Origin of the sequence: Bradyrhizobium sp. STM 3566, assembly GCF_045571445.1 — a bacterium.
GTDB classification, from domain to species: Bacteria; Pseudomonadota; Alphaproteobacteria; order Rhizobiales; family Xanthobacteraceae; genus Bradyrhizobium; species Bradyrhizobium vignae.
Map to the genome: position 1 here is coordinate 1,478,447 of NZ_CP120692.1, position 20,151 is coordinate 1,498,597.

Consider the following 20,151-nt stretch of genomic DNA (forward strand, 5'->3'; position numbering starts at 1 on the left):
TTCTGGTGCGAAACTGGTGCGGTCAATGACTCAGGTCGGCAGGCTTCATCCGCTATTCGGCACGTTAGGGCTAAGTGTGTCCCATGATGGATTGGACCGGCACATCTCGAAAAGTGAAGCGCGATCAGGACTTAAGCCATGTCGCGCACGGCCATGTCGTACGAAATGTAGTACTGAGCTCAAACGATCGCTTGCGCAGGGAGCGGTATCGCGTGCTGTCGTTTGTTCGGGTGTCGCGGCGTAGCGCGTCGAAGGTTAATTGGGTCTTGTGACATGCGGGGCGACTAGGAATTTCTATGAAGATCTTTTGGTCTTGGCAGTCCGATACGCCTGGTAAGATTGGTCGCCATTTCGTGCGCGACGCCTTGAAGCTCGCCATTGAGACCCTCAAGCAAGCGCCGGATGTCGAGGAGCCCACCGCTGCCGAGGCGCGCGAAAGCATCCATCTCGATCATGATCGGCAAGGTGTGCCCGGCAGCCCTGATCTTGCCCGCACAATATTTGAGAAGATTGAGCGCTCTGCCGTATTCGTAGCCGATGTCACGCTTGTCGGCACCTCGGATGGGGGCTCCAAGCGGCTCATGAATCCCAACGTTGCTATCGAATATGGCCATGCCCATCACGCTCTCGGCGACGAGTCGATCCTGATGGTGCAGAACACGCATTATGGACAACGTGATGCGCTTCCGTTCGACTTGAAGCACAAAGCGGGCCCCATCCAATTCAATCTCGCACCGAGCGCAGTGAAGGCTGAGATTGAGGCCGAACAGAAGAAGCTCGTTACCCAGCTTGTTGCGGCGCTGCGGCCCTATGTCGAGAGGGCAGCCTCTCAGAGTGCCGCTCCATTTCACGAGGCTGCATCGACCAGCAGTCCGGCAGTCTGGTTTGATGCAGCAGAGGTGCTTGGCCGTGTCGGGACTGGCACCGAGGATGAAATCGAATATCGGTTCGGCGAGCCTCGCGTGTTCTATCTGCGGGTCATGCCCGCAGCGGCGCGTCCGCCGATAAGGCAAACCCAACTTATGGACATCGCCAGCCAACACCGCCCCGATGTGCTCTCGCCCTACAGGTACAGTGGCTACTTGGACCGCAACCGCCATGGCGTCATTGCTGTCAGCCAAGCGGCACCGCGACGACACCAAGATCGGTTACCCAACTCTTCGGAACGGGCGAAATATGGGGAATATCGACCCACTTCTTCTCCACCTACCGCGAGCGTCCCTTGATCCCGACGACAAAGCTGGAAAACATCTATCGCCGCGCATTATCCAACTACTGCGACATACTGAGTACAGGTATGCGCACGGGAGCGCCTTACACGATTGTGCTGGGAGCCGTCGGCCTCCAAGGCACGTATGTCGGCGTCGTCAATTCAGCAGAAGGCCCGATTCATACTGATAGTATCGAAGTTCGGCGTGTCCTACATGATCTTGCAAACGAAGGCCAAGAAGCAGTTGTAAGAGAGTTTGTAGATGCCGTCCTCGATCTTGCAGGCGTGAGCCGGGCCTAATCTATTTCGATGGAGATTAGGCGGCAGTGATACGAGGTGCACCAAGCTTTGCCGTCGCGACGGCGCGCGCCAGCAGCGGAGCTAGCTCTTCGTTAATAGACTGTAAAATACGCAAAATATCGACGCCGTCAGGCAAGGTTGCCGCTGGAGCCATGAACGCCATGCTTTCCAGACGGCGGGCCAGCGTCGCAAGCGCCTCGGCCCGGTTGTCCGACGCGGCTGCGCATTCGAGCAAGACGGCCGCTATCGTCATCAAGCGGTCCGTGTCGAGCGTGCTAACGAGGCCTTCAAGCGCTACCGTCGCGACCGCGTCGGCCAGTTCGACATCGCGATTTCCTGCCGCAATGTAAGCGCCGAGTTGCAGTGCTCCTTGAACGAGTATGGGGTTTGTGGCAGCGATCTCCGCCCGAAGGGCTTGGATGGCGGATAGAGCGGGCTGCCGAGCTGCAGGCGGAAATCCAAATGCGTAGGCGAACTGGAGAAAGGTAAGGAACTTTTCTACGGTTGGCGTCGCTGCAAATCTCGTGAACATTTCGCCGACTGGTGTGTCGGGCGGTGGCATCTCTGTTGGCTTTGCGCGGCCACCTTGCAGGAAAGAAGGAAAAGCATGCGTATAAGGTGGCACGTCTTGATTGATCGAGCCTTGAGCATCATCAATCTTCTTGCGCCAGCCCGGGGGCGAAGCATCGGCGAGCCGCTGTAGGACATGACGCAAACGACCGTAGATATCGGCGGCCAGGAAGTTGGCGGTGATCCAATCAGGCCGCCAACGAGGCTCCACATGCGCGTCATTCAGAACGGAGAAGTAAAACGTCTTTCCGGTAAGTCTCATCGCCCAGTCAAAAAGGGGATGTTCGTCGTCGTCTGCTGCCGAACCCAACACGCGGGTAACGAGCGCGGCATGCGCGGCCGCGGCGAGCCGCCTCCAGTACACAGGCTCTCGCCGCAGCCTTTCGTGCTTGGCGAGGTGCGTCGCTGCGATGATGTAGGCGGTAGCATAGGTCGCAAGTTCTCCGTGCAGGCGCTTGGGATCGCCGAGAAGCTGATCGAGAATATCATCACCCAATTCGACGAAACGGGTATCCTCAGAAGAGCGATCTGCGCAGACATCGAGGGCGGCCGCTAATGCATGAGGATCGGGCACGCTTAGCAGCCTGCGAAGGGATTGCAGAAGCCGGTCCGAATCGATTGCGCGCAGGGCATCAAGAGGCACAAGCTCGTACGCGCTAAACGTCAAGGACATGACGTCAACGGCTACAACGGGATCAAGCCTAATGATTGCCGCACGCTCAGCTGCCAACTCATTCGTCGCGAACTCAGCCATCGTCTCCGATGCAAGCCGCCTGGCGGTGATGTTTTCCCAATAAGCATCATGATCGGGTAGAAAGTTCGAAATCGCCAGCGTCCCTATTTTAGCAGCATCCTTTAGAGCATCGGCGAATGGCTCTGGCGCACTCAACAGGATGTTGCAGGCATCAAAGAAATCGTCGTGCGTGTATGGAGTCCTCGCGACGATGCGCTCGAATTGCTCCCGGGACTGCATCGAGAGTGTGAAACGACGAGCGAGTTGTGCGGCGGCCTCTCCACGGCGGCTGGGATTGGCGGAGAGAAGTATCGCTTGCGGGAAGGAGACCCGGTGCGTACCGTAGGTCAGAACCGCAGCATCGCCTACGATCTCAAGATCGATGTCGCGCTTTACACCGCCGATATCGAAGATATCCGGGATTGGTTCGCCATCGGCAGCACACTGAAACGCGGCAAAGAGCACCGTGCGATCAACGGTGATGTCTTCAGGAAGGCGAACGGGATGCGATAAATTGATGTCCATTCGCGCCGCAATGATGCCATCCGAAAGTACGGCGCTCTGCACATCGGTCGACAGGCGGCGTAGTGCAAACGTCGTCCGATAGCGCGCAAGCTCCGCTGGCGGTATGTCGTTGGGATCAATCCGTGCCATCGTGGCTCCACGGAGTAAGGATGAACTCTCGCAGGTAGTTGACAACCTGCTCATACATATCAGGGGAAAGCTTGCGTATGTCCCGCATCACGGTGCCTTCAAGCCACGCTTGATATGCATCTATCTTCGAGCGATCTGTAATCTCGACGGGCAAGGCTAGCCCCCCAATCAGCGCGCGGCGGACGGCGGCGACCCAATTTGGAGGTGGCCGTCCGTTCCAGCGTCCGACCCAGTTCTCTGGAGCAGGGTCGAGACCAAGAGCTTGGGACGCCAGTATACGGGCACGGTCTTCGCTGGGTTCGTTTTTCCAAATCCGCGCGATTGCCGTTTTGACCGCGTGGACATAGCTAAGCAGCCAAGGCATCTCAGCGGGGAACTGCGGCGTTTCGGCCAACCGCGCAAGCTCGAGCGCGTCGCGGATAGCGCGAAACTCCGGTGCCTCATTTTGCCGGTTGCGCATCGCGGCCGCAACGATTTCATCAGCGTTGACGGGAATAAGAAGTGCGCCTGCCGATCGAAGGCGATAACGCAGATGCCGGTATTGGTCCTCGGTAAGCAGCCCTAGCTGGGTAAACTCTTCAAGCAGATCGAGCGTACTGCATATGCGGGCACGCTGACCCGTTGAGTCAGCGACGAAAGGCTCCTTGTTGAGCGCCCTATCGTCGAAGACTGCAATTTCTGCACCAGAGAGGTTGCTTAGCAGGTTAAACGTCGATTGAGGTCCGTCGCCCTCGTTGTCTGAGTCGGATCGGCGAGGGCCAAAGACAACGCGGCCCCCGCTGTGCGCCTGACGGACCGCATTGCGGATATCGTCAATTATCCGGAGCACTTCGCCGACATTTTGGTCGTACTCAATCAGGACATTAGCTTCATCCTGGGTTGATACGTGAATGTAGACAGTCGGAAATGTTCGGAGGAAGGTCTGAAGGAGTTTGGTGTGCTGAAGATAGGCGAGCGCGAGGCCATCTAGAAATACCGGGCGGGCGGGATCGGGTACGGCAGCCTGAGGCCATGCGCGATCTTGAAGGTCGAAGTAGCGCTTGGCCGAACTTTCAGCTTCCTCATCGACGACGTTGAGTTCGGCAAGCATCTTCAGCAGCCCATGCATGTCGCACAGACAGGCAGCGTAAGTACTCATGTTTGCTTCAGCTCGCTCCTCGAGCCCGAGTTTGTTTACTGGAGCGGGGCGGATAACGATGCCATTCGCGGACTGAGCCTCGCGCAGTAACGCAGCCAACTCAACGCCAATTTCAGAGGAAACTGGGTCGCGCGCGAGGCTAGGCGTACGCAATACCCTAATCCGCCCGTTGGCGATGGCTTCTCGTACCTCGACGGCCTTCTGCAAACGGGTCTTCTGGCTCTGGCGGATGCGCTTGCGGCCCTCAAAAAGCTCGATCAACACGCCCGCCGGGAGAATGACCTTGGGGAAAGTGTCCAGCACCTTCGGCAAGAGCCCGAGCCATCCCAGAACGAGAAGCGCGGTGATGTCGAGCGCGATGGAAGCGGGAGCGCCGACTGACTGCGGCAGGCGGCGACCTGTGAAGAGCGGGATAGCCGTTCGCCTACGACCATCGGCAGTGGTGTTGTGGACGAGACTTCGTAGGATGATGTCAACGACGCTGGTACGAAGTCCAGGCCCCGCGATGACCAATGGGAGATCGCCCCGCATCAAGTTTTGACTTATGTTGGCGGAGTGTTCATTCCATTGGATCTGCTGTGACAATAAGTCTTTCAACTCGAAAGATTGGACGGGGCCGTCCGGCCCGGACAATGCCAATGCCTTGCGAAACCACTCGCCAGCCTCCGGTCGCTGCTCCTCAAGCCCTTCCTCAATGAAGAGATGGTACGCACCGAGTAGCACGTGCGGATCGTGTTCGCCTTTGGCAACTGCCGCCATAACAAGATCCATGAGCGGGCCTTGGCCTGACGCCTGGGACAGGTGCGCAGCTCGGATGAGGGCCAAACCGTCTAAGCCCCGCGCTGGTTCGAGCGCGGCGCACAATGGTTCGGCGAGCCTTTCCCAGTCGCCGGAGTCGAGCGCAATCGCATATTCAAGTGATAGATCGCGCGCGGCAGAGTACCGATACTGCATTTCGTCGGTGACGACCCTTGCTTCTTGCAATCGACCTAGACGGAAGAGTTGCCAGCCATAGCTGCGCAACATGTCGGCATCGCGATCTTGCAAACCCGGATGGGCTTCTACTAGGCGAACAAAGGTGTCGCCATCGCCAGCATGTAGGGCAGCTTTAGCCGCGAATGCCAAATCGCGCGGATCATTGGTCTCAGCAAAGAGCAGCTCTGCATATTTAGCAATGCCGATATAGTCTTCCTTCGCCAACAGAGCGGCCACGAGGGCACGGAGGGATTCGGGCGTATTGGTCGCTTCATAGAGACGCAGATGCTCGGCGACAGGGTCCGCGCCTTGGGCCTTGGCGATTTCGGCACGCAACATCGCAATCCGGTTGGAGTCAAATGCCATCAGGCTGTTTTCGAGCACAATTGCTGCCGAAGTCGCATCACCTTTCTTCGCAAGTGCGTGGATTTCGAGCGAGAGGACCTCATCCTTGCCGAACAACGCTTCGGCCTGTTGCCGTTTTGCCGCGATAAGAGCTGCAAGCCCGACGGCGTCATTCTTGTGCAGAAGTATCGCGAACTTCGCGTGAAGCTCTTCGTCCGTGAGGCCGCCGAAGGAGTCGCGTCGTTGCAGATAGGTCTCCAGATTGTCAGGCGAGTAATCGTTATCGTAGGCCAGCGCATACTGCACCCGCGAGACGGCTAGGGCAGGGTCAGCCATATCGCGGCGCAGCTTGGCCAAGGCTGTATCCTTGCGCGGCGGATGGAGGAGCTCGCACCAGAGAATGTACGATTCGATGACACGTGGGGCAAATCGGAGGCCAAGATTCGAGGCGAGCGGCAAGGCTTGCCGTAGATCATTGATGGCCTCGTCAAGCTGAGCAGAGAGCTCGGCGTCGCTGACGATCGGCCTTGCATGATGCACTTGGAGCGGTAAGCCGCTCAAGGCGGTCGCTTGCTCCGGCTTAGGAAGCAGTCGTGCGAAACGCATCGCGCCGCGTAGGAAATAAAGGTACGGCGATTGAGTCAGGTGTGCCGCTGTAGCTTGGTCTAGTACGCGGTTTACCCCGTCGAAGTCGCTTCTCCGCAAATAAAGCAGGGCCAAGGTATGGATTGCGGGTGCTGCAAATTGCGAGAGCGAAAGGCCGCTCTCATTGAACCAACGCAGCGCTTCGTCGTCGCGACGTTCTACAATGACGATGCTGAGAAGCACAGCCCGCGCGTCCGGGTCAGTCTCGTCGCGCAACAATTGAATGGCTTGATTTGGTCGGCCTTGTGCGGCAGCCAGTCGTGCGCGTGCGGATAGGTCAGAAGTTTCGCCGCTGAAGGACTGCCCCGCCGTCAGAAGCCGCGTTGCGTCTTCGATTCGGCCTTTGATCGACGCAGCACGAGAGGCACGCAATAGAATTTGGCGGCGAAGCCCCGGAGAGGGTGAGCCGGGGGGAGCTGCCAAAACATCGGCGGCGAGGGCCGCAAACTCGTCATTTTTGTCGAGTTCGGGATACATCGAGCGTTGCAGGGTGCGGTCGTATCGCGCTGAAAAGTCGCGCTCAAGCGCGTCGGCCAGCCTTTCGCTTAGAGCACTAGGCTGCGTTGGCGGCGCTTGTTCTCGCTCGCTCGGATTGATCGAAGTCTTAGCTTCGCTTAGCCTCTCAATGACGCGGTTGGCAACTGCGTCAGGCATACTCTCTTCCAAACGACGAAGCGTGAAGCTGCTGAAGTGCTTCTTGAGGAGGTCAGGGTGGTCATTTAGCCGTCGGACAAGCTCCCTCCAGCCATAGACCGTTACTCGGAAGAGTCCGTGTTTTTCGTGCTCAGCAGTGATGGCATTGGCACGATCCGTCGTGCGAGTATCATTTTCGGCGGTTGTGACGATAATGAAGGATTTGAGCGTTGGCCTAAATGCCTTGGCCTTCTCGACCTCTCCTTCGATCTCCGCAATGGTCAGCTTGGTCGGCGGCCAGTCACGTTTGCCTTTGCACTGCACACCGGAATCCGCGCCATCGTTCTTGCCGTATATGTCAACCCCGTTTTGGGCTTGCCCCCTCGTGCCGTAACGAACGACCAGCGGATCGTCCCAAATGCGCGAAAAGAGGTCCGCGCAAATCTCCTCGAACTTGTCCCAGTCCGGGGGCGGGCGAAGCTGTTCGTTGTTGGAGTCGGACATGACGGGCAGCGATCGGATACTGAGGCGCGAATCAGCACGCGGCTCTGACCAAGATTATAGGCCGACTCAGACACGCGGAAGTTTATGCTTTAGCGCGGTATAACCAAGGGGATCACATCCTTCAGAAGTAATTTGGCTTCGCCATCTGCGGCATGCATTCAGAACAGATGAGCTCGGTGAAAAAACCGAAACCAAGTGCTCCAAAGTGTCTGAAATTTCGGCCCATCAAATGGCGCAAATCTGCCGCCCAACGATCTCAGAATAGCGTCCGCTCGCAGCGTGGGGCGCTTCTCTCCATCTCCTGGCTGGTGTCCTCCCCATGTCTGTCCCGGTAGGAACGGTATCTAACCGCTCATCGCCTTCTTGGGCTTTGGCGCGCCTTTTTCATCCGAGGCGCAGGTCGCGCACAGACGGGTTGGAATGTCGCTCTCATGACTAGCCGCGTCTTGATGACTGTCTGATGCTTCGGTCTTTCGGCTTGCAAGCGCCGTCAATCGTTTGGCCAGCTGATCGCGCGTCATCGCCAGCATAACACCCCGAGCCCCTTCATAGCCGCAATTGACCGCGGCCAGCGCCTGTCCGAACCGCAATGCCGACAGCAAGCGGGGCTTTTGCAGCGTCTCGAAAACCTTCGCGCCTGTTGTACCCAATTGGTGCAAAAGACCCGCACTGGTCCAGTCGCCTGCGCCGGCGCCATCGACGAATGCCGGCGTCTTGAAAGCAGGCAGCTCACTCCAGTGTCCGCGCCACCTAACCCTCAGCCCCTCCTCGGCAAGTGTCTCCACAATCACCTTGGGCTGCTGCGCCTCTAGTAGGTCGCGCATGTGGCCGAGACGATCATGGGAAAACTTCAAGATGTGACAAAGATCGACGGCCTTTTGGAACTGCCGTTCGTCTCCGATGGACGATGGTTCGAAGACCACCAGAGCGCCATTGTCTTTCGCCCACCCGGCAAGCTTCAGCGCAGCGGGGGAAAGACGGTCCATGTAGAACGCCTTTGGAGCGGTGGCAGACTCTGTCACTTCGGTGGCTTGCTGCAGTGTGGATGCGCGGAATCGCGGCAGCCAACCACCGCATTCCGGACAGGCGAGTGAAAACCGATGGACACGCTTGCCTGCTTTATCCTCCACAAACCGCTGGATGACTATCGGAGTCTGGACGGCCTTCTCGTCAGACAGGAAGTCACCTTCTACACCGATGCTCTCGAATTCCTTCCGGATCACAGTGGCGGCCCAATCGCGACCAAGGCGCGCCACGGGATAGCTCTTCCAGCCGAGCCAAGCCAGGATCGCGAGCACATTGCCGCACGATCCGCCCGCCGCCACGAACTCTTCTGTACGACCTTCCACGATGTCAGCCGCGACGAAACCGGCGCCGACACAAATCGGATGACGGGGCGCTGGCTTCAGTGTGAGGTCGACGCGTGTCATTTTTCCCAATCTCCTCGTATCCAGAGCGAATACACGTCAATACCGGGATCCACAGCATCACTCGGCTCGCCGTAACTAACAGATTCGACGTAGGGAATGCCGACATTCACCCGGTCTGGCCCGGCGCTGTCACCCTTGTGATCATAGCAGGCCAGCAGGGCCCCCACGGACAGCAGTTTGCTCGATAACGGCGACACGTAAACCTTACATCCTCCAAGGTCGCTCAACGAGTCCCGGTAACGGTCAATCGCACCGAAAATTTGGCGATATGCTTCAAACGGGTTGTACTCGGAGGCGTAGAGGATATTGGCGGGCTCGACGCGAAAATCGTCGAACAGGAGCTGCCGGTATTCCTCGATCAGCCGATCGCCGCGTCGCGGGTCGCGACTAGGAAAGGGGAGTGTAGGACAGATTTCATCCGGATCAAGCTCGTCGCGAATACGTTCCAGACGCGCGCTTTGTCCTTCGCCAAGAACGGGGAACCAGACACGGGGAAGATTGATCGTGCTTTCCGCAGTCAGTTGGCCTGAGAAACCGGCGAGGGATGTCACAGTATCACTCAAGCTCCCCGCAGTGAGGCGTCTGTCTGCCACGACACTCTCCGCCACGACGACATGGAGATTGATCGACGGCCCGTCTCTGAACGCGAACTCATCCAATAGTGCGATGAGTTGGGCGATCGCCGTCAATCCGATCGTTCGCGGCATCGCGCTGATATCGACGATCACGTCTGTATATTGCACAAGTTCGTCGCGACGTGTCACGGCCCTCCGCGTGTTGCGCGACGTCGCGTGGCTGTTGCCAGCACCGCGCATGTGGACCTCTATCTCGGTCAGGCCGGTGCCGAAGATCTGCTGGAACGCAGCCGCATTGGCATCAATTCGCTGTTGCGCCTGCGCACTGTTCGGCTGGCCATTTTGATAGTGGAGGACCCATCCATGCAGCGCTGCAACCTTGCCGCGCCCGAGAATGCGCTGCGGGATCATCGCGGCGCGCGCGTCAAATCCGCGGCCCACAATGAAGAGAAGCTTCCGGGAGCAGCTCGCCAGATGCTTGGTCCAGAACGCGTCGAAGTCACCACCCGCGTAGAGCTGATAAGGATCCCATCGCATTGTTCGTTTGATTTTAGACAAGCGACTTCTCCGTCACTGCCGAACGCCCACGCGCCAGCCAATCGGATAGGTCCTTGAGGCTTTTCTTGCGCCAGCCGCCATAACCTAGGGGCAGGTCAAAATGGGCGCAAAGAACCCGGTTGAGATAGAAAACGATGAGATTCTCGCCCTTGTTCTTGTGGTCCAAATTGGGCTCAAGCAAATTCTGCGACACAAGCGCCGCCAGCATCGTCCGCAATTCCGCGAACGCGACGGAGTCTCGGCTGCCGTCGATGAGACGGGCACGATCTTGCATCGTAATTCCAAAGCCAGTCACACCCGGCGGATAAGGGGCAGATGGACGGTAGGTCTGGCCCTCACAGTATGCGCCAACAGCCTCAAGAAAGCGGCGCGCTTCATACCCACGCGGCACGCGCCGTGGAATCCCGTCCCAGCGCCGTTCAGCAGCGCGCTTCAGGATCTGATGTTGTCGCTCGGCGCTCAAGGCCGAGTCAACGCCGCGCCGAACGGCCGTTTTGGCCGCAAGCTCTTCGAAAAGATCGCCGGCCAGCTCGACGAATTGATCGACGTTCGACGATGACAGGGATGCCAGCTTCTGGCGTCCGAAATAGATCGGCGCTTTCGCTTCGCGTGAGAGAAAAAGCTCGGCTGCCGCCTTCACGCCAGCATTTTCCTTGTCGTCAAGATCTTGCTCAGTGAGCGCATCAAAATCGAATGCCTTCTGCGATTTTCCGAGATCACGCTCAATGAGAATCTCGAGCTCACGCCAGCCGAGGGCCCGATCGCGCGGGCTTCCGGAAATGGCCCGACGTTGCGCCATCCATTGCTGGTAACGCTGCTGATGACCGACCCGCAAAACCAGCCGTTTCTCAATTGCGCCGCTTTGGGCATCGAACACTGCATCCCATGATGCAGGATCGAGCTCCTCGGCAAGCGCTGGGAAGAACGCACGTCCCTGAAAGCCGTCGGCGTCGCGCGCGCGCAGGTCGGCGATTTGATCGACAAATTTGACGTAAGCGACGCTCCGTTTACGCCAGCGACGTTCAAGTCGGATCTCGCCGTCATAATCCCTGTCTTCGAGCGCTCCTTCGGCAAGCAGGTCCTCGGCCGGCAGCGCTTCAAGCCGCTCGGCGATCCAAATGCCGCACGACAAACGGGCATTAGTCACGCTCTCACGCAGCCAGTTGCTTTGATCGTCGCTGAGAAACTGCAAATCGTCGAGCAACAAGACACGCTTTTGATTGATCGGCCCCGAGGCATCCGTAAGAGTCGCAGTCGCCAGCCAGTGCAGCGCTTCAAGGCCGGAGGCGGCCCGCGGGACCGACTTGTTCTCGCCGCCCAGGTCATCGAGGATATCGAAGACGCCTTCTTCAATCTGCGATGCCCATTTGTGCAAGTCGCTCCCAGTCGCATTGGCGGGCAGGGTGGCTCCATCGACCGGCTGCCATACCGCTTGAATCTGCCCAAGGTCGTCGGGATAAGATTTTTCCGATCGTTCAAGAGCTGCGCGCAGCGTTGCTAGCACGATGCGGGCATTCACGAGCGCGCGGAAGACAGCGGTCGCTCTCGCGCCGGTTTCGCCGATTTCTTCGAGGTCGCGGTATTCGTTGGTGAAGCCGATCACGACGCCCAAAATTGCAGGGCCGTCGGCCGCGATCGCGCCGGCCTTGAAAAGGGCATCGCGCGTCGGCCGAATATCCTGGTCGTCCTGCATGCGGAAGACCTTCCGCAGGGGGCCGGGCGTCAGAAGCCGCAGCAGCGTCGTCTTGCCGCCGCCCGGCGCGCTCCGCAAAAACACGACACCGGACCAGGGATCTTCGACATCGTTCAACAGGTCCAGCGCGCCGGCCGCGAACAGCCGCACGAATTGCTCATCATGCACCGAACGCTTGGAAGCCCGGAGGCGAAACGGATTTCGCATTCAGCCTCCCCGCTTGTGTCGGCTCACCCGGGGGAACAGTCCGGTGAAAGTTTGTTCATACTCGCCCCACAGAAGATAGAGCGAATTGTTCGGCACATTGTGCGGCAAGACCAGCGGCAGCCGGCAGTCGGCGTAGCCAAACCTCATAGTGGTGCCGCCGACGCCTGCGTGTTCGTCATCGACAACCTCGTCGAAATACCGATCGGCACTGGCAAGCGCGATGATCTTGTCATCGTCGGGCGAGTGCAGGCGCGCCTCTGGCGGCAATGCGTGTACAACCTTTAACCGCACCCGCCCTTTCGGGAAATTGAATTGATTCAGGTCTGCCTCTATGTGATCAATTGCCTGACGCGCGGCCACATAGATGCAAACAACGACTTCAATATTGTCCTTTGTGAAGATTTGACTCAGCGCGCCGTTGTCCTCGCAAAGCTTTTGCAAAATTTTCGGGATCTTGCCGTCCCATTGGCCGTTTTCCAGGCGGCGAATATAAGATGTCCCGCTCGCCGTGAAATCATCGAGTAGGCAGAGCGTGTGGAATTTGCATTCGTCCTCGGTCGGCTCACGCGCCAGCTGCTGCTCCAGCGCCTTCTTCAGCTTCTTGTGCATGGAGGCAGCCTTCTCATCCGAGATGTCATAGGCATGCCAAAGCTGCTCGTTGCTGATCTGCGGGTGTGACCTGCGAAAGACATCGGTCCGCGCGCCATCGCTCAGGCCGAGGAATAGCGTCTGACGCAAGACCTGCGTATAGACCGGGCTCGATACCACAAACTTGGATCGCTGCGGGTCGACGGATAGGGCCGTTGCTGCCTTTGCGATCAAACCCGGCTGGATGATCACAGGGAAAGCCAGCTCAACGAGATGGCGCATTTCCGCGGTGGAAATGAAGATCAGGCGGGTTCGAAAGAAGTCGTAGGCGACCTTGCGTTCAGCCACGGTCTCGAATTGCCGCAGCCAGAGCGCAAGGCTCTCGATAAACCGCCGGCCCGGCGCGTATTGCTGGTACTCGTCGTATTTATAGCGTGCAAAATCCTGCAGGATCGGACGTTCCCGCGCCTTTTCTTCGTCCGACCAGCCCATGACCTTGGCCAGGAGAGCTTCTGCGAGCTCGTCCCTCATCCCTTAATTCCTATTCCAGCTGGATACAACCCGCTCCACCGTGCCAATCGATTCGATCAAGATAGTAAAGGGTCGCCTGCACGCCAAGGAAGCCACGTGGCGACAATCCCCAGCAAGATTCGGCACTCGCGCTGACCTCATCGACACTCAACCCGAAGGGGTCGTCAAGGAGCTCGCAATCATTGCCCGGCCAGCGTCCCTTGTCTCCCAATCGGAGCACAGGGGCGTTCGCATCGCATTGCGCGCGTTCCCGAATGGCCCGCACGACTGCCGTCTTGCCGCCACCTTCTAGAACGACGTCAACCGAATGGTTAGAGCACGCAACCGACGCCTTCACACCAGACTGCTCAACAATTGCGGCTGCGACGCGAACAGAGGTGGTTGCCTCCTCGAGCGTGGGTAGCGAAATCGCAATCTGGCTTGTGTTCGAGCGGAATGAGCAAGTTGAAAAATAGCGTGTCGATCGCAACAGGTTTTCGAGGCGGAGCACCTCGGGTGACGGGTCGCCGCTATTTGGTGGGCCGTCGGACAGGGGTTGCACGACCGCGCCATTATAGAACCCGACAATCACGTTCGACCAGTAGGTCTCGTCGATTGCTTCGCGAATGCGGTCAGCGGCTGAGCCTCCGCGTCCCGTTGCGATCCCGACAAGTGCTCCAGCACCGAGCAGCTTGTTCAAGCTATTCGCGATATCCAATGACAGCGGCTTGAAACGCGCATCCGGTTCGCAAAGCGTACCGTCATAATCGAACACCACCCCCGCAAAGCTGGATCGATTGATCTTCTCAATGCCAATCTTGCAAAACTCGCGTAGCTCTTCGATTTTCGTGGACGTCCGCAGGCCTCCAGCCATTTCCTTTCGCCAGACTGCAACATCAGTCACATCCACCCGTCGCGCCTGACGTCTGCGCGCAGGCGCAAGATGATAGAGTTTGCGGCCGAATTCAGGGACGCCTGGCTTACCCGGGTCTATCTTCCGAACCTGCCCCGCGGCCGCAGCAAGGTGGAGACTGACAATCAAGCCTGCGAGTGCCTGTTCATCGCGCGGGCCCCGGAAATCGATGCGCGCCCGAGGTATTTCGGCTGGAACGAGCTCGAGTGTCCGGGTCGCAAGGGCCTCCTGATCGTCGCCGATCAGCGCCAGAATGGCCGTCGTCTCGGGCCTTTTTGCGAACCAATGGTGCCGGCCATGCCCAAAATTGCGCAAGTCCGTGACGTGCACGTTGCCGAGAGCTGCTTCGACAAAGCGTGACTCAATATCGACTGCCCCGGGCCGCAAGGCCGAAGAACACAGGACACTCGTTGTCTCGCGCGTCACCGCCGGGAGCGTATGCTCGACCAGCTCATCGAGCGAGACGCTGACGCGGCTCTGCATAAATTCGCTGAACGTCGCCGGAAGGGGGGTGTGCTCACCGACTAGTTCCCGGTAAGCTCTTAGCAGAAGAATTGACGCACCGAGCAAGGAGGCGACGGCTAGAAAGCCATCCTCGAACAGCTCAGACGTTGCTGAGACGACCCGGCTATATGTGTACCGTGCCGCAAGATCATGAAGCGGCGACTGCTCCCGCATGACGAGGCCGACCAAGGGCTTGGCTTCTCTCTGTGCGGCTTCGTCGAAGGCTGCACAAATATCCTTGTTGCGGCCGCTGGCGGTGAAACACATCACCGATGCATCGCGCAGCGGGAGTGTCATGTAATCGAGCGGCGTACAGGAACTCGCCAGGCGACCGGTCCGGAGCTGGTGGATGTAGGCCCCAAACGAGGCCACCGAATAGGATCCGCCCGATCCGAGCATGGCGGCGGAGCGGGTGGCGGCTCCCTCAATCGCGGCCTTCAACGGGGTTGGATCGAGGAGGTTTGCGGCTTGATACACTCCGTGAAGGTTTGCCAACTCTTTGAGATATCGTGCAGTCACTGACGCCTCGGCCGACACGGCGGGTTGAATTCAAATCCACGACTTGTCGCAGGGGCTTCCAACCTACGGCGGCGGGAAGTCTCCGAGAAGCCGCAACGTGCAATTTACCACAGGAACAGAACAAGAACAAACAGCTTGGCATGGTAGCTAGATCTATGGATGTCCGAAGGTAAGTAATTGAAATATAAACATTAAAATGAACGAAAGTGGGTGTGCGCCGCCTAGGCCGCCGACATGTCACCCCCGTCCGTCCCCGGCAGCGGTTTCGTACGCTGACCGATGGGTTCGATTCGGCGGGGGACGCGATCTGGCCGTCCATTGCCGAGCGCAATCCCGGCGTGCATTGATCCGCCAAAGGCGACGCAGCGGCTAATTACGGCACGACAATCGGTGAGGACTAGCTTGATCGATGTCAACGATATCAGGGATCCCCAGATCGAGCTCTACGGGCTCGAGCGTGCGGATGAATCCTACACGATCTATTACGACGAAACGAACAACATCCGTCGCCTTCATGTCCGCGCCTCGGGTCTCAATGTCGCGGAACTGAATTCGTTCGTGATTGCCGGCATTGCCTATCGGGGGCAGGCGCGTGATCTCGAGCTCAACGACTTGCGCAAACTCCTCCGGATTCAAGCATCGGCCAAGGAGATCAAACTCGAGCATGTTGCCAAGGGTGATTTTCCTGATCTCTTAAAATCACGAAAGCTCGAACTCTTTCTGAAGTGGCTTCTTGATCAGGAGCTCTATGTTCATTATTCGGCGCTCGATCCGCTCTATTGGTCGATCGTCGACATCGTCGACTCGATCCTGGCCGAACATGGAGATCAACGCCTCTATATGGCAAAATGGCAGCTCAAGAACGCCCTCTACACCATTCTCCGCTACGATCAGCGTGATACCGTCAGTCTGTTTTGGCGCTATTCTTACCCCAATGTCGGCCGCGAGCGCCGAACTGCGTTCATTCAGGATATCCTGGAACGGTTGGAGGTCCGGCGGGATTTGCTCGAACCGTTCGACTTTCAGATGCTCAAGGGAGTGCTGGATATTGCAAAGCGTCTCGAGGCCCTGCCTTTTCTCGAAGACGAAACGTCTAACGTGCTCATCGATGGTTTCGGCATGTTCTTCATCAACCGGATCTGCTTGTTGAAGAATGCCCGTCATGTCCTCGATGTTGAGCAGCTCATCCAGGACTACATTGGAGATCAACCATTCGTCGACGGCGAGAAGCCCCTGGATATCCATCGGTTCGCCAGATCGCATGATGAGCCCGGTGTGCAGATATCCGATGTGATTGCTGGATTACTTGGAAAGTTCTTTTCAATGGTCCAGCGCGAGGAATACGGTGACTTGTGTTTCATTCGTGAGTCCCTTGATCCTCAGCAGCAGCGATGTCTTGGCCTCCTACAAGAGTTACTCGCGCGATCACTCGCTGAAAACAACGCATTTTCCCACTACATTCTCAGTTTGGACGACCAACGTAAGGCGGCCTATTTCCTTGACCAGTGAAGTCATGTGATGTCCGAGCATGGACGAGTTCTGTGAACATCAACGAACCGCCCGCTATTAAGTGAACGCGCTGGCGATAGTGCTGGGCAATTAGGAATACCTCCGATGAAGCGCATCGTCGTCGACAAGAACATGTTGGAAGACTCGAAAGACCTCGGAGCGAAACATCCACTCCGTGCTTGGCTTGCGGCGTCAAAGAATCACATCGTTGTCGTGACCGACTACGCCCATCTTGAGATGTTGAAGGGCAACGCTCTCAAAAATATCCTGAAGTCGACGGAGATTCTCGCTGAATTCCCCAAGCAGGTTCACATCGTCAAGTCCATCACCGCCGTCTCTGCGCTTAGGGGAAAGGACAAGGGGCGCAAGAAGCGAATGACTAGTGGCCGTGGCACGAAATCCTTCCGCAAATGGTGCGACAAGCGAGCCCGCGCGGCGGCAGGGGATCAGAGATTTGAAGGCGCGATTCTCCGCAACGGCGAGCGCGCATCAAAGCAGTTGGCCGACATGCTCGAAAACATGAACGGCTTTGCCGACAATATCAAAGACGCGACCAAGGAGTTTACTGATGACGAGCTCGGAATTCTCCGTCGTCATGAACCCGTTCCGCACGCGATCGTGCTCAAGATCCTCGGCGGCACATTGAAACTCGCGGACAGCTTCTTCCTCATGCATCCCGATATTCGAAGCCAGCCCAAACTGCATGATGTGCCGCATACCTTCACCTTCCGATTCGCGCTCTGTGCGTTCCTGCACGCGCTTCACTGGCGCGTCAAAGGTGGTGCCGAAGACAGGCTCCCCGAGCGGATGCGCAACGATGTCATCGACGTCTCTTATGCCGCCTACGCCCTGTGTTTCGACGGGCTCATGACCGATGACAAGCTCGCCAATGAGATTTACGAAAATGGCCGTGTCATGCTCGACCTGTTCGCCGAACACGCTCCGAAAGCGCCGCGCACGCGTGGCAAAGGCGCGGAGGTGGGGCAAAAGGCCGAGCCGGCAGGTCGGGTCGCTATGCCGGTCTGAAAACTGTCGCGTTCGAACGGCATGGATATTGCAGTAGGGCGCCGATGACAGGGCGAGTGGGGCGACTATCCGAACGTCATTTCGTCATCGCGGCGAATTCCTTTTTTGCTGCCGCGATCCTCGTATCGAGATAATTCGCAAGATCGAGAAGATAGTTCCCTTTCGCACATTTTTGGCTGGCTTCGATCCTAACGAGGGGAATCGGTATCTCGCCAACGCTGAGCTTCGCGATCAACTTGTTGGGGCTCAGATGCGAGAAGTAGTCCCGACAGACCTGTTCGATGGGGATGACGGCCTTTCCGTGATATTGCGCCATTAAAAGAAAGGCGGTGTTCATCCAAGCACTCCGAGATCAGGAGGTATTCTTCAGTCTAACCTGCGACATCCTTGGCTTCATCCTTTGAGCGCGACGATGCGGGTTTTGGCGCCCTTGGCGTACATCAGGCGATTGGTTGCGGTGTCTTGCGAAGGCGGTGGGTCGATCTCACCTAGCGAGCAACGGTGTCGATGCCTGGATGCGACAGAGGCCAGCCGCGCTCGTCTATTGTTATCGTTAGATCGGGCGACCAAGTCGGGACTCTGATTAGTCGCCTTGTAGCGAAGAGAGTGACACTCCCAGAAGCCGCACTGGCTTGGATAAGGCGCTGCTCGACGAATGCGTAGAAGGCGTCCATGTCGACGTGGATGATCTTGCATTGGCGAGGCGGAGGCCCGCCTGGCAGTCGTCCTCGTCGGTCACGTTGTCTGTCCGGCCGGATCTTCCTTGACGCGGAGCAACGATTTTGAGCGATCCGTCCGAAAGGGGCCGCTGCAGCTTCAGGGCCTCGTCCGGAGGAGCCGTCATGCAGGTCTCGACCTCGTCCGGCGTCGTCAGGATCGCGGGCATCGCCTTTGGGTGGATGGCGCCGACCTCAGCGTTGGCCTCAGTCGTGAGAAACGCGAAGAGGTCGTTGGTCGTCTCGCCTTCCTTGACCTTCCGGACGGACGTCCAGTTGGTCCAGATGCCGGCGAAACAGGCGAGGGGGCGGGTTTTGTCGAGCGCGAACCAGATATCTCCACCCTCGGCCTTGTTGAACTCGCTGAAGGAGTTGAACGGGACTACGCAGCGGTTTTCAGGCTCAAGCCATCTCGTCCAGTGCTTGCTCTTCACGTTGCGGATGTTTGTCGTGCCGCCGTCCGGCTCCATCCTCAGCAATTCCTTGAAATCCACTGCCTTTCCTTTGGCCTGCAGCTTTTCGGCTCGCTTTTTCGTGGCGTCCATCAGCGCCTTTGATGACGATGGCATGCCCCATCGCGCCGTAGCGAGCTCGCGGCCCTCGGCTCCGTTCCGCACGATCGGTGCTTGGTAGTCGGGAAACACGCCGGGCATCGGCGCGAGGTTGCCGACGTATCGGTTGACGACGCGGAACAGCGCGCTGATCGCAGCTTGGTTGGTCGTGATCGAATAAAGATTGCACATCGGTCAGGATTTGGTTGGAGGGTGGCGCGGCTGCCACGTCAACTGTAGCAGAGTCGCGGATGGACGCCGGCCCGCCTTGGCGCATTTGCGGCAGCGCAGCCGGCTGGCGAGATCGTGCACGAAGGTGGTCGGAGGGTGCTTCATCGCCGCGAGGTCCACGTCGCTCGGCGTCTTGCAGCGCGCGCACCTGATCTCCAGCCAGGGGAAGCCTCCGTTCACGGCCTGATCGATGGTCGGCGACGGATCGATCGGTTCGCCGTCACTCCACATCCGCTCGTTCCAGCTTTCGCAGAGCAGCCTGTCGGCTTGCTGGATCATCGCCTCGCCTTTGGCCCGCATCTCCGCCGATTGGGTTGCCAGGATGTTTGCCATCGCGCGTGCCTTGCCGAGCTCCTTCGCCAGAGCCTTGCGATCGCCGCCCGACAGGGGCGTAGGGTGATACTTTGGGGCCATCCGGACATCCAGGCGCAACGAGATCGGATCGGCAAATTTAGAGCGACTACGGCGTCTCGAACGCCGGCCAGCACCCATCTTCTTCATGTCTGCCGGTGCGCTGCTGGCAGGTGTTGTCGAGCAGCCGCTGCGCCACGTCCTTCCAGACTGCGTTGGCGCCATACAAGCGGACGGCATCGGCGGTCTGGATTTCCACGGTCCGCTCGCACCGGCGGCAGGAGACGCGCAGCACGTGGCCCTTGATTTCCGAAAGACGTTGCTGTCGGGCCTGGGCCACGGTCGTGCCGGCGCGAGGGTCTTTGAGGACCGATGCCCAATATTCGGCCGGGAGCGGGGCATCTGGACCCGCAGCGGACGGCGTTCGTCTACGGTCGGCTTCAGCGGCCAATTTTTCCATCTGTTTCGGGGTCGGCATGCGCCAGCTCGCGGGTCGGTCGGTCATACCCCAATAACAACATAACGAGAACAAATGTCGAGTCCGATCAGGCCGCGGCTGAGAA

14 protein-coding genes and 1 pseudogene are annotated in these 20,151 nt (G+C 58.4%); 4 read left to right on the top strand and 11 right to left on the bottom strand.

The window, feature by feature from the left end; genetic code table 11:
- Positions 1–296 precede the first annotated feature (296 nt).
- Positions 297–1,226 (top strand): hypothetical protein, encoded by a 930-nt coding sequence (locus P6U27_RS07045; RefSeq protein WP_407193764.1) that lies wholly within the window; start codon positions 297–299, stop codon positions 1,224–1,226.
- Positions 1,223–1,510 (top strand): hypothetical protein, encoded by a 288-nt coding sequence (locus tag P6U27_RS07050; RefSeq protein ID WP_407193765.1) that lies wholly within the window; start codon positions 1,223–1,225, stop codon positions 1,508–1,510. Before P6U27_RS07045 ends, P6U27_RS07050 begins: the two co-directional genes overlap by 4 nt.
- Before the next feature lie 16 nt (positions 1,511–1,526).
- Here P6U27_RS07050 and P6U27_RS07055 read toward each other — a convergent pair whose 3' ends face one another.
- From P6U27_RS07055 to P6U27_RS07085, 7 genes are all read right to left on the bottom strand, one after another.
- Positions 1,527–3,467 (bottom strand): hypothetical protein, encoded by a 1,941-nt coding sequence (locus tag P6U27_RS07055; protein WP_407193766.1) that lies wholly within the window; start codon positions 3,465–3,467, stop codon positions 1,527–1,529.
- Positions 3,454–7,707 (bottom strand): tetratricopeptide repeat protein, encoded by a 4,254-nt coding sequence (locus P6U27_RS07060; RefSeq protein WP_407193767.1) that lies wholly within the window; start codon positions 7,705–7,707, stop codon positions 3,454–3,456. Before P6U27_RS07060 ends, P6U27_RS07055 begins: the two co-directional genes overlap by 14 nt.
- 344 nt (positions 7,708–8,051) lie before the next feature.
- On the bottom strand, positions 8,052–9,137 hold the full coding sequence (locus P6U27_RS07065) for a PfkB family carbohydrate kinase (protein ID WP_407193768.1): 1,086 nt from the start codon (positions 9,135–9,137) through the stop codon (positions 8,052–8,054).
- Positions 9,134–10,270 (bottom strand): hypothetical protein, encoded by a 1,137-nt coding sequence (locus P6U27_RS07070; protein WP_407193769.1) that lies wholly within the window; start codon positions 10,268–10,270, stop codon positions 9,134–9,136. Before P6U27_RS07070 ends, P6U27_RS07065 begins: the two co-directional genes overlap by 4 nt.
- Positions 10,263–12,170 carry a hypothetical protein gene (locus P6U27_RS07075; protein ID WP_407193770.1) on the bottom strand — a complete coding sequence of 636 codons (1,908 nt, stop codon included), beginning with the start codon at positions 12,168–12,170 and terminating at the stop codon, positions 10,263–10,265. The genes P6U27_RS07070 and P6U27_RS07075 overlap by 8 nt, the downstream gene beginning before the upstream one ends.
- A complete protein-coding gene (locus P6U27_RS07080) occupies positions 12,171–13,289 on the bottom strand; it encodes a hypothetical protein (protein ID WP_407193771.1) in 1,119 nt (372 codons plus the stop codon).
- 10 nt (positions 13,290–13,299) lie between these two features.
- On the bottom strand, positions 13,300–15,204 hold the full coding sequence (locus P6U27_RS07085; protein WP_407193772.1) for an HAD hydrolase family protein: 1,905 nt from the start codon (positions 15,202–15,204) through the stop codon (positions 13,300–13,302).
- A gap of 402 nt (positions 15,205–15,606) precedes the next feature.
- On the opposite strand from P6U27_RS07085, the gene P6U27_RS07090 reads away from it, so the two are divergent.
- Both P6U27_RS07090 and P6U27_RS07095 read left to right on the top strand, forming a co-directional pair.
- Positions 15,607–16,713, top strand: coding sequence for a DUF3800 domain-containing protein (locus tag P6U27_RS07090; RefSeq protein ID WP_407193773.1), 1,107 nt, complete (start codon positions 15,607–15,609; stop codon positions 16,711–16,713).
- 105 nt (positions 16,714–16,818) lie between these two features.
- Positions 16,819–17,739 (top strand): hypothetical protein, encoded by a 921-nt coding sequence (locus tag P6U27_RS07095; protein ID WP_407193774.1) that lies wholly within the window; start codon positions 16,819–16,821, stop codon positions 17,737–17,739.
- Between the two features lie 76 nt (positions 17,740–17,815).
- Here P6U27_RS07095 and P6U27_RS07100 read toward each other — a convergent pair whose 3' ends face one another.
- The 4 genes and pseudogenes from P6U27_RS07100 to P6U27_RS07115 form a co-directional block, all read right to left on the bottom strand.
- The gene (locus P6U27_RS07100; protein ID WP_407193775.1) at positions 17,816–18,076 is read right to left on the bottom strand and encodes a pyocin activator PrtN family protein; all 261 of its coding nucleotides are present in this window, start codon (positions 18,074–18,076) and stop codon (positions 17,816–17,818) included.
- 398 nt (positions 18,077–18,474) lie between these two features.
- Positions 18,475–19,198 (bottom strand): annotated as a pseudogene (locus P6U27_RS07105) (SOS response-associated peptidase).
- Positions 19,199–19,201: 3 nt separating this feature from the next.
- A complete protein-coding gene (locus P6U27_RS07110) occupies positions 19,202–19,651 on the bottom strand; it encodes a hypothetical protein (protein WP_407193776.1) in 450 nt (149 codons plus the stop codon).
- 46 nt (positions 19,652–19,697) lie between these two features.
- Positions 19,698–20,093 carry a hypothetical protein gene (locus tag P6U27_RS07115; RefSeq protein ID WP_407193777.1) on the bottom strand — a complete coding sequence of 132 codons (396 nt, stop codon included), beginning with the start codon at positions 20,091–20,093 and terminating at the stop codon, positions 19,698–19,700.
- Positions 20,094–20,151 lie beyond the last annotated feature (58 nt).

Excerpts from the sequence above, each read along its gene's own strand:
- P6U27_RS07100 (WP_407193775.1), bottom strand. The coding sequence starts at position 18,076 with ATGAACACCGCCTTTCTTTTAATGGCGCAATATCACGGAAAGGCCGTC.
- P6U27_RS07075 (WP_407193770.1), bottom strand. The coding sequence starts at position 12,170 with ATGCGAAATCCGTTTCGCCTCCGGGCTTCCAAGCGTTCGGTGCATGAT.
- P6U27_RS07080 (WP_407193771.1), bottom strand. The coding sequence starts at position 13,289 with ATGAGGGACGAGCTCGCAGAAGCTCTCCTGGCCAAGGTCATGGGCTGG.
- P6U27_RS07060 (WP_407193767.1), bottom strand. The coding sequence starts at position 7,707 with ATGTCCGACTCCAACAACGAACAGCTTCGCCCGCCCCCGGACTGGGAC.
- P6U27_RS07065 (WP_407193768.1), bottom strand. The coding sequence starts at position 9,137 with ATGACACGCGTCGACCTCACACTGAAGCCAGCGCCCCGTCATCCGATT.
- P6U27_RS07055 (WP_407193766.1), bottom strand. The coding sequence starts at position 3,467 with ATGGCACGGATTGATCCCAACGACATACCGCCAGCGGAGCTTGCGCGC.
- P6U27_RS07095 (WP_407193774.1), top strand. The coding sequence starts at position 16,819 with ATGAAGCGCATCGTCGTCGACAAGAACATGTTGGAAGACTCGAAAGAC.
- P6U27_RS07045 (WP_407193764.1), top strand. The coding sequence starts at position 297 with ATGAAGATCTTTTGGTCTTGGCAGTCCGATACGCCTGGTAAGATTGGT.
- P6U27_RS07115 (WP_407193777.1), bottom strand. The coding sequence starts at position 20,093 with ATGACCGACCGACCCGCGAGCTGGCGCATGCCGACCCCGAAACAGATG.
- P6U27_RS07110 (WP_407193776.1), bottom strand. The coding sequence starts at position 19,651 with ATGGCCCCAAAGTATCACCCTACGCCCCTGTCGGGCGGCGATCGCAAG.